The organism is Streptomyces africanus, assembly GCF_002150735.1.
Classification (GTDB): domain Bacteria; phylum Actinomycetota; class Actinomycetes; order Streptomycetales; family Streptomycetaceae; genus Streptomyces; species Streptomyces africanus.
The window spans coordinates 44,164-58,633 of the sequence record NZ_MUKA01000050.1; the positions used below are offsets into that span (position 1 = coordinate 44,164).

Sequence of the window (14,470 nt, forward strand, 5' to 3'; positions counted from 1 at the left end):
CGCAGTCCGGCATGACCGGCGCCTCAGCCGGCGGCCAGCTCTCCGAGCAGCTTCCAGGTGCGGCGCCGGTCGGCCTCACCACCCAGGTCCGTCGTGGTGATCACCACCTCCGTCGCCCCGGCCTCCCGGTACCGCTTCACCTCGGCGGCGACGGCCTCCTCGTCCCCGATCACGGCCAGGTCGGCGGCCCGGGTGCCCCCGGAGAGCCCGATGACCCGCTGGTAGGAGGGGAACCGCTCGTAGAACGCGAGCGCCTCGGTCGCGGTCTCCCGTGCGGCCTCGACGTCAGCGGTGACCACGCCGGGCACGAATGCCACGATGCGCGGCGCCGGCCTGCCCGCCGCCTCGGCCGCGGCGGTGACGGCCGGGACGATGTGCTCGGCGAGCGCGCGCGGGCCGGCCAGGTACGGAAGGATGCCGTCCGCGAGTTCGCCGGCGACGCGAAGCGCCTGTGGCGCCATGGCGGCGACCAGGATGGGCACCGGCGGTTCGGCGCCCGGCACCGTCGCCGGCAAGGGTGTGGTGGCGGTCAGCAACTCTCCGTGGAAGTCGGCACTGCCCGTTTCGACGAGTTGGCGCAGGGCGGTGAGGAACTCGCGGAGCAGACGGATGGGGCGCTCGTACGGGATGCCGAAACCGGCCTCCGTCAGCTGCTTGGTGCCGAGCGCGAGCCCGAGATGGTAGCGGCCGCCGGTGGCCGCTTGGGCTGTTTGGGCCTGGCTGGAGAGGAGAAGCGGATGGCGGCCGAAGATGGGGATCGCAGCTGTTCCGACGTGAAGTCCGGGCACTTCGCGGCCGATGATCGCGGCCAGCGAGGGGGAGTCGTACGAGAAGGTCTGCCCGAACCACGCAGAACGCAGTCCGGCCTCGTGGGCCTCCCGGGCGAGCTGCACCGTGGTGTCGATCCGGTTCTGATGAGGGAGCACCAATCCGATGGTCATATCCCTGGCAACCGGCTTGCCCACGACCGGCATTCCTGCGCGCGTATGACAAGTTCGTTTCCTGTCTTGACGCACTCGGCGGACGGGGGCCCGCGCAGGCCCTCCGCTCACCTCCGGCTCCACTCCTGCGCGAGCAGTTCGTACGACCTCACCCTGTCGGCGTGGTCATGGGTGATGGTCGTGATGAGCAACTCGTCCGCGCCAGTGGCCGCCGTTGCCCTTGCCGATGATCAACTCCAGGCGTCCGCCGGAGAGATGGTCGAGGGTGGCGTAGTCCTCGTAGGCGCGCACCGGGTCCAGAAGGCTGAGCGTGGTCACGGCGGTGAACAGGCGGATGCGCCGGGTCAGTGCCGCGATGTGGCTGAGGACGACGGTCGGCGAGGAGGAGATGAAGGGCCGCTCGTGCCGCTCCCCCACGCCGAAGCCGTCGAAGCCCAGTTCCTCGGCGAGCAGGGCGTTGTCGAGGACCTCGCGAAAGCGGTCCTGAGTCGTCTTCCGCACACCCGTGATCGGATCCGGGCGGTGCGCGATCAGGGTGATGGCGAGGAACTTCACGACGCCACCCGCTCGTCGCGGACGTCGTCCGGGTGAGCGAGGCCCAGCTGGTCGCGCAGGGTCGGGCCCTCGTACTCGGTGCGGAACACGCCCTGTTCCTGGAGCAGCGGGACGACCTTGTCGGCGAACTCGTCGAGGCCGCCCGGGGTGATGTGCGGGACGAGGATGAAGCCGTCGCTCGCGTCGGCCTGCACGAACTCGTTGATGGTGCGGGCGATCGTCTCCGCCGAACCGATGAAGTTCTGCCGGTTGCCGGTCTCGATCACCAGGTCGCGGATCGACCAGTTGTTGGCGGCGGCCAGCTCACGCCACTCGCGGGCGGTGGCCAGCGGGTCGCGGTACATACGGACCTGGGCGCGACCCTGGGAGACGTGGTTGTCGCTGACGTCCGGGTCGATGTCGGGGAGCGGCCCGTCCGGGTCGTAGGCGGACAGGTCCCGGTTCCAGACGAACTCCAGGTGCTTGAGGGCGGTGGCGCCGCTGACCTGCTGGCGGCGCACGACCTTGGCCAGCTCCTCCGCCTCCGCGTCGGTGTCGGCGAGGGTGAAGGTGGCGGCGGGCAGGATCAGCAGCTGGTCGTGGCGGCGGCCGTACTTGGCGAGGCGGTTTTTGACGTCCGTGTAGAAGGCCTGGCCCGCCTCCAGGGTGGCGTACCTGCTGAAGATCGCGTCGGCACTGGAGGCGGCGAACTCGCGGCCCTCGTCGGAGTCGCCGGCCTGGAAGACGACCGGGCGGCCCTGGGGCGAGCGCGGGACGTTGAACCGCCCGTGGATGTCGAAGTGCTCTCCGGTGTGGACGAAGGCGCCGGCCTGGGCGTCCCGCAGGAAGGTGCCGGTCTCCTGGTCGGCGAGGATCTCGTCGCCGTGCCAGGAGTCGAAGAGCTCGTTCGCCGTGGCCAGGAACTCCTTGGCGCGGGAGTAACGCTCCTCCTGCGGCAGGAAGCCGCCGCGACGGAAGTTCTCGCCGGTGAAGGCGTCCCAGGAGGTGACGACGTTCCAGGCGGAGCGGCCGCCGGAGAGGTGGTCGAGGGTGGCGAACTGGCGGGCCACCTCGTAGGGCTCGTTGAACGTGGAGTTGATGGTGCCGGTCAGGCCGAGGTGCTCGGTGACGGCGGCGAGCGCGGCGAGCACGGTGAAGGTGTCGGGCCGGCCGACGACGTCCAGGTCGTAGATCTTTCCGCCCTGTTCGCGCAGCCTGAGCCCCTCGGCGAGGAACAGGAAGTCGAACTTGGCCCGTTCGGCGGTCCGCGCGAAGTGCGCGAAGGAGCTGAACTCGATGTGGCTGCCGGCCCGCGGGTCGCTCCACACGGTGGTGTTGTTGACGCCGGGGAAGTGGGCGGCCAGGTGAATCTGCTTCAGCGGCTTGCTCATGGTCGTGGTCGTCCCTCCGGCTCAGGCGGTGGCAGCGGCGGCGTAGCGGTTGGCGGGGCGGGCCAGGCCCAGCAGGCCGCGCAGGGTGTCGGCCTCGTAGGCGTGGCGGAAGGCGCCCCGGCGCTGGAGTTCGGGGACCAGACCGCGGGTGATCGCCGGAAGGTCGTGGCCGGCGACGGCGGGCCGCAGCCGGAAACCGGTCAGCCCGGCGCTCTGCAACTCCTGCAGCAGATCGGCGAGTTCGGAGGGAGTGCCGGTGAAGATCAGGGCGTCACTCGTGTACGGCTGTCCCGCGAGCGCGTCGAGCCGGTCCCGGCGGGCGGTCGCGGCGGCCGGGTCGTCGTCGAGGAAGACCACCAGGTCGCCGAAGACATGCAGGGATTCGCCGGCTCGCCCGGCCGCGTTCTGCTCGGCGCGGATCCGGGCGACGATCGTGCGGGCCTCATCGGCGTCGAACGGGGTGACGTAGCCGATGTCGGCGGCGCGGGCCACGAGCCGGTAGGGGACGGTGTCATGGGCGAGGGCGCTGACGAGCGGCTGGCCCTGCGGCGGGCGGGGCGTGATCGAGGGGCCCTTGACGCTGAAGTGCCGGCCCTCGAAGTCGATGTAGTGCAGCTTGTCGCGGTCGATGAAGCGGCCCGTGGCGGCGTCCCGGATCTCGGCGTCGTCCTCCCAGCTGTCCCACAGGCGGCGCACCACCTCCACGTAGTCGGCGGCCTCGTCGAACAGGTCGGTCACCACCTCATGGGCGGCCGGGCTGTCGTAGGCCTGGATGCGCGCGATGGTGCGGCGGCCGAAGTGCGCGGACTCGTTCGGGCGGGCGGTGATCTGCACCCGCAGGCCGGCGCGGCCGGTGCTGACGTAGTCGAGGGTGGCGATCGCCTTGGAGATGTGGAAGGGCTCCGTGTGGGTGACCACCGCGGTCGGGACCAGGCCTATGTGCCGGGTCAGCGGGGCGATGCGGGCCGCGATCAGGACGGCGTCCAGACGGCCGCGCACCTGGTCGGTGCGCTCGTCCGGGTCCAGGAAGTGGGAGGACTGCGGGCCGAGGCCGTCCTCGATGGTCACGAAGTCGAGCAGGCCGCGCTCGGCCGCGGCGACCAGATCGGCCCAGTAGGCGGCAGTGAACAGGTCCCGGGGGCGGGACACCGGCTCACGCCAGGACGCGGGATGCCAGCCGGTGCCGTCCAGGGCGACGGCAAGATGCAGGGGAGAAGGGGGTGTCGAGGACACGAGTGGGTGCCTTCCTGGAAGTCCGTGACGAGAACGCCGACCCGCATCCTGCGGTGCGCGGCGGTGGAGGAACGGGTCAGGAACAACAGAGCGCGCCGGCCACGCGCTGGAGGTCTATGTGGGGCCGGGAGTGGAGGTGGACGGCGTGGAACAGGTGCGTCACGTCCTCCACCTCCCTCCTTCGGGGCGCGCGCTGCGGCGCCTCGCGCATCTCGTCGTGAGTCACAACGCCCCGGCTCCGCGGTGTGTTCCTGGCGTGCGCACCTGGAGGATCCTCGTCCGGCGGCGCAGGGTGAAGCCGATCGACTCGTACAGCCGGATGGCCTGTGTGTTGGTCGCGGAGGCGTGCAGCAGCGGGGTGTCCCCGCGTTCCCGGATGCCCGCGGCGACCGCGCGCACCAGCCGGGTGGCCAGTCCTCGGCCGCGGTACGCCGGGTCGGTGCAGACGGCGCTGATCTCCGTCCATCCGGGCAGCCTCAGCCGCTCACCGGCCATGGCTACGAGCCGCCCTTGGTGCCGGATGCCGAGATAGGTACCGAGTTCGACGGTCCGCTTCAGGAAGGGTCCCGGTCTGGTGCGGGCGACCAGGTCCAGGATCTCCGGTACGTCGTCGGGCCCCAGCCGCACCGCCTCCGGGGCGGGCTCGGCCCGCAACGCGGTGTCGACCAGCTGGGCGCCCCGTCCGTCGCCGACGACCTCCCAGCCACGCGGGACACTCTCGACTCCCTTGACGCGTACGACGGTTTCCGGTCCCACGAGCGTGTGCAGGTCCGCCCAGGCGGCGGGATCCGCCGGATCGGCGACTGCGGCGAACGCGTAGACGTCCGCCGGATACCGGGCGGCTCGGCCCACCCGTTCCGCGAAGCGGGCGTGCGGGCCGGCCAGTGCGGCCCAGACCGCGTTGTCCAGCAGGTGTGTGCTCGGGTTGGCCGGCGCTGAGGGGATCACGCGACGTCGGCGAGAAGGCTGCCTGGTGCCGGTGCCGGTGCCGCTCACAGCGTGCCGAACAGGCGTGAGGCGTTGCGCAGGGCGTGCGTCGCGACCCGCTCGCCGAGGACGAGACCGGCCTCGTCGGCCGAGCGGGTGTGGATGCCGGAGTACACCCGGGCATCCACGTTCTCCTGGGACAGCCGGCTCCAGGACGTGTAGGTGCGGGTCACTCCGGGGGCGGTGGGGCTGGTCAGCCGGAAGGGCGCCGTGCGCGGCCCGACGAGCGCCGAGAGGACCGCTTCGGCGGCGCCCGCGTACGTGTTGTGGCCGCTGGGGTAGTCGGGATGGGCCGGCGTGGTGTGCAGCGGCGTCCAGGCGGGGTCGGGGTCGATCGAACCGGTACGGATGGCCGTGACCGGACGCCACCGCGGGTAGGCGTACTTGGTGTCGGAGGTGGCGATCTGCGTGTCCACCAGGGCGACGTGGAACAGGGCCACCAGCCTGGCCCGTCCGGCGTCGGCATGCGGTGACCGGGCGAGGGCCACCCGCAGTGGCTCGGTGTACAGCGTCAGTGAGGAACCGAGCCAGAACGTGGCGGTCTCTGTCTGCTTCTCCGTGCGTACGGTGCTGTTCACCACCCCGTACGCACGGACTTCGGCCAGGTCGGCGCGGTAACGCGAGGAGTCCAGGGCGGGCGGTGCGGGCAGCCGGTACTGGTCGGGGCTGTCCAGCAGGAAGGGCCGGGCGAGCCGGTTGCCGTACTGCGCGGCCGGGGCATAGGCGGGAGGGGTCGGCTGCCACACCCCAGGGGCCGCCGGCGGCACGGTGAACGGCGCGTCGACCGAGGCCGGGTCGAGGCCGTCACCCTCGCGGGCGGCGAGCACCAGCCGCGCCTGGCGGGCACCGGCCGCCACGCCCTTCGACTCGGCCGGTCCGTCGGGAACGCCCTGAAGCGTCGTGCGCAGAGCGGCGTCCAGTTCCTGAGTACGGGAGGGGACCAGCGCCACCATGGCGTCGTGTACGGCGGATGCCAGGGCCGCGTCCTGGAAGTCGCCCCGGTCGACGCCGGACGGCACCTGACGGGTGGCCCGGGCCGCCGCCAGCCAACTGACGGCCCAGGTACGGCTGTTCGTGATCTGCGTCGGGGCGCCGCCCGCCGCGATGGTGGCCGCTGTCGTGTCGTACCAGTCGAGCGCCACGGACGAGCGCGGCTGCTCCTCCACCACGGCAGCCGCGGTGGACGGGACGGTGACGGAGGCGGCCAGCAGGACGGCCGAGCCCAGCGCCACCAGGACGGGACGGACGGGATGGCGGGTTCTGGACGGTTTCACGCGTACTCCTTCGCGGACATGCGGATGACCGGTGGTGTTGTTGACGTCGGGGAGTGAGCGGCGAGGTGGTGGCGGGTCCGGATCGGCTACTTGTCGGTCTTCGGCAGGCCGGGCGGGTTGATCTCCGACTTGGTCACGGCCTCGCCGGACAGGCCCCAGCGCTTGAGCACCTTCGCGTAGGTGCCGTTGCCGATGACGTGGTTCAGCGCGTCGGCGAGCGGCTTGGCCAGTCCGCTGTCCTTCTTCGTGGTGGCCGCGATGAGGCCCTGGAGCCGGGCGCCGGCGCCCGAGTACGTGCCGACGACCTCCGTCCTGCCGGTGGTGGCCGCGTGGTAGGCGGCGGTCGGGTTGGGGCCGAGGTAGAGGTCGATCCGGCCGGACTGGAGAGCGAGGTAGGTGTCGCTGTCGTTCTGGTAGTACTTGATGTCCACCGGCTTGCGGCCGGCCTTCTTGTTCTCGGCCGACCACTCGACCAGCAGTTTCTCCTGGTTGGTGCCGCTGCCCACCGCGACGGTCTTTCCGGCGACGTCCTTCGGCCCGGTGACCTTCAGGCCGCTGCCCTTCCTCGCCTCGAAGGCCAGGTTGTCCTCGCGGTAGGTGGCGAAGTCGTACTTCTCCTTGCGTTCCTCGGTGACGGTGATGTTGCTGAGGCCTGCGTCGTACTTGCCGCTGTCGAGGCCGACGAAGATGTTCTCCCACGACACGGTGTTGAGGTGCGCCTTGAGACCGAGGACGTCGGCGACCAGGTGGGCGATGTCGGGCTCGACGCCGATGACGGTCTTGTTGTCGGTGGCGTAGAAGGTCAGGGGCGCGGCGGAGCCGGACGAGGCGACGAGTTCCAGGGTGCCCTTCCTGCGGATGCGCTCCGGGACTTCGGCGGCGATGGAGTCGACCTTGCCGGTGGTGACGCGGTTCTGGTCGGGGCTGGTATTGATCTTCGTCTTGCCGCCCGACGTGGCCGCGACCTCGGTCGTGCCGCCGTCTTCGGGGTTGCTGCACGCGGCGAGGACGAGGGCTGCGGTGAGTCCCAGCGCGGCTGCGGCGGTGCGGCGGGTGGTCGAGGTGGACATGGTCGTGCTCCCTGCTTGCGGAAAAGGGTGAGGGGTGGTCAGAGGACCTTGGAGAGGAAGGCGCGGGTGCGCTCGTGCTGCGGGGAGTCGAGTACGGCCGAGGGCGGACCCTGCTCCACGACGACGCCGTCGTCCATGAACACCACGGTGTCGGCGACCTCGCGGGCGAAACCGATCTCGTGGGTCACGACGATCATGGTGGTTCCCGTACGGGCCAGGTCCTTGATGACGTCGAGGACCTCGCCGACCAGCTCCGGGTCGAGTGCCGAGGTGGGTTCGTCGAAGAGCAGCACCTTGGGTTCGAGGGCGAGCGCGCGGGCGATGGCGACGCGCTGCTGCTGGCCGCCGGACAACTGCCGTGGGTAGGCGTTGGTCTTGTCGGCGAGCCCGACGCGCTCGAGGAGCCGGCGGGCGGTCTCCTCCGCTTCCTTGCGTGGGCGGCGCAGCGCGGAGACCGGTGCCTCGATCAGGTTGTCCAGCACGGTCAGATGGGGGAAGAGGTTGAAGTTCTGGAAGACGAACCCGATGTGGGTGCGCTGCCTGAGAACGTCCTTCTCCTTGAGTTCGTGCAGCTTGCTCCCGGAGCGGCGGTAGCCGATGAGTTCGCCGTCGATGCTGATCCAGCCGCGGTCGACCTTCTCCAGATGGTTGATGGTGCGCAGCAGGGTGGACTTCCCGGAGCCGGACGGGCCGAGGACCACGGTGACCTCGCCGGCGCGGACCGTGAGGTCGACGCCGCGCAGCACCTGGAGGGGGCCGAAGTTCTTGTGGACGCCGTGGACGTCCACCATCACGCCGTCGGCCGTCGGCTTCGCGTCCTTGACGGCCACCGTCACGTCACTCATCGGCTGTCTCCCAAGGGCTTCAGGGGTATGACGGGCTGGTTGCGCTGTGCGGCGGCCGCGCGCAGGGTGCGGATGAAGCGCCGGGCGCGCTGGAGCGGGGTGGGCGGCGGGGTGCGGTCGGCGCCCCGGGCGTAGCGGCGCTCCACGTAGTACTGGGCGACCGAGAGCAGGGAGGTCAGTACGACGTACCAGGCGGTGGCGACCAGCAGCAGCGGGATCACCCGGCCGTTGCGTCCGTAGATCACCTGCACCTGGTAGAAGAGCTCGCCGATGGACATCACGTAGACCACCGAGGTGCCCTTGAGCAGGCCGATGATCTCGTTGCCCGCCGTGGGCAGGATGGCGCGCATGGCCTGCGGGAGCACGATCCGGCGGATCTGCCGCAGCCGGGGAATGCCCAGCGCGGCGGCGGCCTCCAGTTGCCCGTGCTCGACGGCGATGACACCGCCGCGGACGATCTCGGCGGCGTAGGCGGCCTGGTGCAGCGTCAGCCCGATGACCGCCGCTCCCATGGTGCCGATGATGCTGTTGCTGTCCACGGACCAGAACACCGGCCCGAAGGGGATGCCGAAGCCCAACTCCTTGTAGAGAGCGCTGAGGTTGAACCAGAACACCAGCTGGACGATCATCGGGATGGACCGGAAGATCCAGATGTAGGTCCAGGCGACGGTCGAGAGCACCGGGCTGCGCGACAGCCGCAGGAAGGCGAGCACAGTGCCCAGGAGGAAGCCGAGGACGGTGGCGTAGGCGGTGAGCTGGAGGGTCACCCACACGGCCTGGACGATCGTCTCGGAGAAGACGTAGTCGCGGAAGACCTGCCACTCCCAGACAGGGTTGGTGGCCAGGCCGTGGACGAACTGGGCGATCAGCACGACCACGGCGGCGCCGGCGGCCCAGCGGGCGTAGTGGCGGGTGGGTACGACCTTGAGCGAGGCCGGATCGCCCGCGGCGGGCGGGGCTTCGGGGCCGGTGCCCGGGGTGGCCGCGCCGGGCGGTGCGGTATCGGTGGTGGATGCCATCGTGATGTTCCTGCTCAACTCTTATGCGTGTTCGGGCGGGTTGATCCGCGACGTGTCGATCGCGGAGGCGGAGGTGCCCCACTTCTTGAGGATCCGGGCGTAGGTGCCGTCCTTGATCAGCTCGTTGACGGCCGCCTGGAACGCCTTGGTCAGCGGGGAGCCCTTCTTGAAGGCGAAGCCGACGTCGAGGCGGTGGAACTCCCCGAGGAAGGCGGTCTGCGAGGCGGGCTGTGCCGCCTGGTAGCGCAGGCCGTTGATGGTCGACATGATCACGTCGATGCGGCCCTGCTGGAGCGCGGTGAGCGTCGCCGCGTTCTCCGAGTAGACCTTCACGTCGTACGGCTTCTTGCCGGCCTTGGCGCACACCCCCTTCTGCGCGGTGAGGGTCGCCTCGAAGGTGGTGCCGGCGCCGGTGCCGATGGTCAGCCCGCACAGCTGGGTGAGGTCGGTGACCTTCTTGCCGAGCGCGGTGTTGCCCTTCTTCACCGCGAAGCCCTGGCCGTCGTTGATGTAGGTGACGAAGTCGACGGTCTTCAGGCGCTCGCTGGTGACACCGAAGTTGCCGGTGCCGACGTCGTACTTGCCGCTGCCGAGGGCGGGCAGGATCGTCTCGAAGGAGGCGTCCTGCCGCTCCAGCTTCACGCCGAGCACCTTGGCGACCGCGTCGGCGAGGTCGATGTCCTGGCCCGCGGGCGCCTTGTCCGTGCCGTTGGGGTAGTACGCCCCGGGCGGGAACCCGATCGAGCTGCCGACGCGCAGCGTGCCCGCCTTGCGTACGTCGGCGGGCAGCAGGGCGGCGACCGAGTCCACCGTGCGTACGGCGGCGACCGGGTCGTCGGAGGGCGCGGGAGAGGCCTGAGCACCCGCCGGTGCTGTGCCGTCGCTGCCGCCGGAGCCACAGGCGGTCAGCGCCAGGAGCGGCGGCAGCGCGAGGGCGGCGGCGAGACGCAGGCGGGCTCTGATGCCGGGAGGGTTCACAGGTCGGAGGCCTTTCGGGTGCGCGATGTGGCGTTGAGGTGCTTCTCGAACGGCAGCGGGCCGATGGATTCCGGGTCGGCTTCCGTGTCGAACAGCGGGGTGTAGCCGGTGGCCAGGTACAGGCCGCGGGCCTCGGGCTGTCGCGGGCCGGTGGTCAGGTAGATCCGCCGGTAGCCGCGTGCGCCCGCCTCGCGCTCCAGCTCGGCGACGACGCGGCGGGCGAGGCCGCGCCGCCGGTGGGCGGAGTGGGTCCAGATCCTCCCCCAGACTCCGTCCGGGGGGACCCCCATCAGCTCGGCCGTGCCCGCGTCGTACCGGCGGAAGGCGCCGCCCGCGACCGGCTCGCCTCGCTCCAGGAGCAGGAGCAGGACGCCACCGTGCGGCGCGGTGAACTCCTCGTCGGGGTAGCGGGCCATCTCGGCGTGGGCGTCGCCGCCGTAGCGCGCGGAGTACTCGTCGCCGAGTTCCTGCAGGAGCGGCTCCACCCGAGGGTCGGACACCGGCACTTCGATGACGGTCAACTCGGCTGCTGAAGACGGCGGTTGGGCAACCGAGGTCATCCGCTCACCGCCGCCGGGGTCTGCGTCCCGCGTGCCGCCCGCTCGGCGTCGCGCTTGGCGACCTCCTCGCGGACGAGGGGGATCACATACCGGCCGAAGTCGATGGCGTCGCCCAGCAGGTCGTAGCCGCGCGCGGAGAGGATGTCGACGCCGAGGTCGTAGTAGTCGAGCAGCGCCTCGGCGACCGTCTCCGGCGTGCCGACCAGCGCGTTGGAGTTGCCCGCACCGCCGGTCGCGGCAGCGGTGGGTGTCCACAGGGCGCGGTCGTAGCGCTCCCCCTCCTCGGCGATGGCGAGCAGGCGCTGCGAGCCGGCGTTTTGAGGTGTCGCGGCCTGCGGCCGGGCGTGTCCGTGGTGGCGCTTGGTGATCGCCTCGCCCCGCTCCTTGCGGGCCTTGATCGCGCCGACCGTGCGGTGGGCCTTCTCCCAGGCCAGTTCCTCGGTCGGGGCGATGATCGGGCGGAAGGCGACCTGGATGCGCGGCACGTCGGTGCGGCCGGCGGCCCTCGCGGCGGCCTTCACGTGTCCGATCTGCTCGGCGGTCTTCGCGAGGGGCTCGCCCCACAGGCAGTAGATGTCGGCTTCGGCGCCTCCTGCGGCGTACGCGGCGGGCGACGAACCGCCGAACGAGACGTTCGGGCGGGGCTGTTGGACCGGGAAGACGTCGCTGACGAAGTCGTGGAAGCGGTAGTGCTCGCCCTCGTGGTCGAAGGGCTCGTGCGTCGTCCAGATCTTCTTGACGATGCGGATGTACTCGCGGGTGCGGGCGTAGCGCTCGTCCTTGCTGAGGGTGTCGCCCTCGCGGCCCTGTTCCTGGTCGTTGCCGCCCGTGATGAAGTGCACGGTCAGGCGGCCCTCGCTGATCTGGTCGAGGGTGGCGAAGGTCTTGGCGGCGAAGGTGGGGTAGGAGACGTTGGGCCGGTGGGCGAGCAGGATCTGGAGGCGGTCCAGCCGGCTCGCGATGTACGCGGCGGCCGGAGCGGGGTCAGGGGACCCGGAGCCGTAGGCGAACAGCACCCGGTCCCAGCCGTGCTCCTCGTGCGCCCGGGCGAGCCGGAGCGTGTACTCCTTGTCGAACGCGGCGCCGGAGCGCGGCGTGGTCTCGGAGCCGTCATGGGTGGCGGCGATGCCGAGGAACTCCACGGGCATGGGCATGGCCTTTCAGGGATGGCGGCGGCACGCAGGCATGGCGGAATCGCCTTGTGTGCGGGCATGAGTGACAGACCGTCAGGAAGACGGGTCGGTGCAGTCGTGACGACGTCGAGCGTCGGGAGAAGCAGAGCTGCGGCAGCGCGCGTGAAGAGAGAACTCGGCCCGCGACGGGGTCACCGAGGGAGGGAAGGGCCGGTCAGACGGCCCGCTGCCGAGTCAGGCGCAACACGCTGCGGACCACACCCGACCGAAGTCGATGTGATCGCGCGTGACCAAGCGCTGCTGGGCATTCATGCGACTACTTGAGCAGTACATTGTGGCGCTCGTCAAGCAGCGCCCGGATACCGGACCGCCCTGACCAGCGCCTCCCCGCGCGCTGTTGACACATGGATGCCATGGGCACATACGATCGACGGCGGACCGGCTCCGCGATGCGCGGCAGCCCCTCCGGCCGCGTTGAGGGACGCGGCGCATGTGACGACGCCGAGCCCCGGCCGCACCGGAACGCACGCAGCGCCAGTGCCGTTGCGCTCCCGACGAGTGCCACCGGGCGGTCACCCACGCCTGCGATTCCCTCCCACGGAGAGCCCTTCGATGGTCACGTCTTCCGAAGTCACGCCTGCCCCTGTCACGAAGCCACCGAAGCGCACGGGCGCTCTCGGTTCCGACGTGCCGCGGATCGTGCCACGCCGCCACCTCGGCCGGTGGCTGACCGCCGCGGTCGCCCTGCTGCTCTTCGCGATGGTGCTCAACTCCGTCGTCCGCAACCAGGCTTTCCAGTGGGACGTGGTGGCCCGGTACTTCACCACCGCCGCCGTCCTTGACGGGCTGCTGCTCTCCCTGTGGCTGACCGCCGTGGTGATGGTGCTCGGATTCCTGCTCGGCACCGTACTCGCGGTCATGCGGCTCTCCGCCAACCCGGTGCTTCGTACGCTGAGTTGGGGTTACGTGTGGATCTTCCGGTCCACCCCGCTGCTGGTCCAGCTGCTGTTCTGGTTCAACGTCGGCGCCCTGTACCCGACGCTGGGCCTCGGCATCCCGTTCGGCCCGCAGTTCCTCACCGTCAAGACGGTCAACCTGCTCGGCCCCACCCTCACCGCCGTCATCGGCCTGACCCTGCACGAGACCGCCTACGCCGCCGAGGTGGTACGCGGCGGCATCCTCTCCGTGGACGCCGGGCAGACCGAGGCCGCCCAGGCCCTCGGTCTGAGCAGACGCCGCACCCTGCGCCGGATCGTCGTCCCGCAGGCGATGCGCTCCATCGTGCCGACCGCCGGGAACATGCTGATCGGCACCCTCAAGGGCACCAGCATCGTGAGCGTGCTGGCCGTGCACGACCTGCTGTACTCCGTGCAGCTGATCTACAACCAGACCTACCAGGTCATCCCGCTGCTGATGGTCGCCACCCTGTGGTACATCGCGGTCACCACGGTGCTGAGCGCGGGACAGTTCTACGTCGAGCGGTACTACACCCGCGGCAACTCCCGCGCCCTGCCGCCCACTCCACTGCAACGGCTGCGCGGGCACCTGACCGCCGTACGCCACCGGCTGAGCGCGGCGACGGCCGCCGACGCCCGCCCGGTGATCGGCGGTGACCGGTGAGCAGCACCCCCTCCACGGCCGTCCTGGTCGTCGTCGGCGCGGGGCCGCGCGCCACGGGGCTGCTGGAGCGCATCGCCGCCAACGCGCCCGAACTGTGGGACGGCACACGGGAGTTGCGCATCCATCTGGTGGACCCGCACCCGCCCGGCCCGGGGCGCATCTGGCGACACGAGCAGTCGGCGCTGCTCAGGATGAACTCCATGGCCGAGGACGTCACCATGTTCACCGACGAGTCGTCCACCATCGAGGGCCCGGTACGGCCCGGCCCCTCGCTGGCCGAGTGGGCCGCCCAGTTCTCCGGCCGGAGCCCGCGTCACGCCCCGTACACCGAGCCCGCCGACCCGGAGGTACTCGCCGAACTGCGCACGCTCACCGGGGCGGACTTTCCCACCCGCCGTGCCCAGAGCGCCTACCTGGACTGGGTGTTCCGCAGGGCGCTGACCGAGCTGCCGCCCTCGGTCACCGTCGAATGGCACCGCACCACCGCCACCGCCGTCACCGGTCCTGCGGACGGCCCGCAACACGTGCACCTGGCCGACCGCACCACGCCGCTCACCGCCGACCTTGTGGTCCTCGCCCAGGGACACATCGGCGCCACGCCCACCGCCGAGCACCGCAACCACGCTGCCTTCGCCCGCCGCCACGGCCGCTTCCACCTCCCGCCGGAGTTCTCCGCCGACGCCGGCCTGTCCGGGCTGCGGCCCGGCGAGCACGTCATGCTGCGCGGTTTCGGGCTGGCCTTCATCGACCTGATGGCACTGCTCACCGAGGGCCGGGGCGGCAGCTTCCGCCCCGAGGCCGACGGCACCCTCACCTACCTCCCCTCGGGCCGCGAGCCCGTCCTCCACGTCGGGTCGCGACGCGGGGTGCCGTACCACTCCAAGA

Annotated in this window: 14 protein-coding genes and 1 pseudogene; 2 read left to right on the top strand and 13 right to left on the bottom strand. The window is 70.9% G+C overall.

The features are described 5' to 3' along the window. Positions 1-23: 23 nt before the first annotated feature. From CCL05_RS07510 to CCL05_RS07565, 13 genes and pseudogenes are all read right to left on the bottom strand, one after another. Entirely contained in the window at positions 24-941 is a 918-nt protein-coding gene (locus tag CCL05_RS07510) for an LLM class F420-dependent oxidoreductase (RefSeq protein WP_086559695.1), read from the bottom strand. A 210-nt stretch (positions 942-1,151) separates the two neighbouring features. Beyond that, positions 1,152-1,496, bottom strand: a pseudogene (locus CCL05_RS07515) (LLM class flavin-dependent oxidoreductase); the annotation flags it as partial. Next, positions 1,493-2,866 (bottom strand): NtaA/DmoA family FMN-dependent monooxygenase, encoded by a 1,374-nt coding sequence (locus CCL05_RS07520; protein WP_086559696.1) that lies wholly within the window; start codon positions 2,864-2,866, stop codon positions 1,493-1,495. The pseudogene CCL05_RS07515 and the gene CCL05_RS07520, both read right to left, overlap by 4 nt. Before the next feature lie 21 nt (positions 2,867-2,887). Beyond that, positions 2,888-4,099 carry an LLM class flavin-dependent oxidoreductase gene (locus CCL05_RS07525; protein ID WP_086559697.1) on the bottom strand — a complete coding sequence of 404 codons (1,212 nt, stop codon included), beginning with the start codon at positions 4,097-4,099 and terminating at the stop codon, positions 2,888-2,890. Positions 4,100-4,175: 76 nt separating this feature from the next. Next, positions 4,176-4,310, bottom strand: coding sequence for a putative leader peptide (locus CCL05_RS47410; RefSeq protein ID WP_425275899.1), 135 nt, complete (start codon positions 4,308-4,310; stop codon positions 4,176-4,178). 11 nt (positions 4,311-4,321) lie between these two features. After that, positions 4,322-5,047, bottom strand: coding sequence for a GNAT family N-acetyltransferase (locus CCL05_RS07530; RefSeq protein WP_086559698.1), 726 nt, complete (start codon positions 5,045-5,047; stop codon positions 4,322-4,324). Between the two features lie 44 nt (positions 5,048-5,091). Further along, on the bottom strand, positions 5,092-6,360 hold the full coding sequence (locus tag CCL05_RS07535) for a vanadium-dependent haloperoxidase (protein ID WP_244204205.1): 1,269 nt from the start codon (positions 6,358-6,360) through the stop codon (positions 5,092-5,094). 86 nt (positions 6,361-6,446) lie between these two features. Further along, a complete protein-coding gene (locus CCL05_RS07540) occupies positions 6,447-7,430 on the bottom strand; it encodes an ABC transporter substrate-binding protein (protein ID WP_086559699.1) in 984 nt (327 codons plus the stop codon). Positions 7,431-7,468: 38 nt separating this feature from the next. Next, the gene (locus CCL05_RS07545) at positions 7,469-8,275 is read right to left on the bottom strand and encodes an amino acid ABC transporter ATP-binding protein (protein WP_086559700.1); all 807 of its coding nucleotides are present in this window, start codon (positions 8,273-8,275) and stop codon (positions 7,469-7,471) included. Next, the gene (locus CCL05_RS07550; RefSeq protein WP_086559701.1) at positions 8,272-9,294 is read right to left on the bottom strand and encodes an amino acid ABC transporter permease; all 1,023 of its coding nucleotides are present in this window, start codon (positions 9,292-9,294) and stop codon (positions 8,272-8,274) included. The genes CCL05_RS07545 and CCL05_RS07550 overlap by 4 nt, the downstream gene beginning before the upstream one ends. 21 nt (positions 9,295-9,315) lie before the next feature. Next, the gene (locus CCL05_RS07555) at positions 9,316-10,272 is read right to left on the bottom strand and encodes an ABC transporter substrate-binding protein (protein ID WP_086559702.1); all 957 of its coding nucleotides are present in this window, start codon (positions 10,270-10,272) and stop codon (positions 9,316-9,318) included. Beyond that, entirely contained in the window at positions 10,269-10,832 is a 564-nt protein-coding gene (locus CCL05_RS07560; RefSeq protein WP_086559703.1) for a GNAT family N-acetyltransferase, read from the bottom strand. Before CCL05_RS07560 ends, CCL05_RS07555 begins: the two co-directional genes overlap by 4 nt. Next, positions 10,829-11,980: an LLM class flavin-dependent oxidoreductase gene (locus tag CCL05_RS07565; protein WP_086559710.1), complete on the bottom strand. Its 1,152-nt coding sequence runs from the start codon at positions 11,978-11,980 to the stop codon at positions 10,829-10,831. The genes CCL05_RS07560 and CCL05_RS07565 overlap by 4 nt, the downstream gene beginning before the upstream one ends. A 597-nt stretch (positions 11,981-12,577) precedes the next feature. Between CCL05_RS07565 and CCL05_RS07570 the strand changes: the two genes are divergently transcribed. After that, positions 12,578-13,585, top strand: a complete 1,008-nt coding sequence (locus tag CCL05_RS07570; protein ID WP_086559704.1) for an amino acid ABC transporter permease — start codon at positions 12,578-12,580, stop codon at positions 13,583-13,585. Continuing rightward, positions 13,582-14,470: FAD/NAD(P)-binding protein (locus CCL05_RS07575; protein ID WP_143589825.1), on the top strand; the 889-nt coding region annotated here is incomplete at its 3' end. The genes CCL05_RS07570 and CCL05_RS07575, both read left to right, overlap by 4 nt.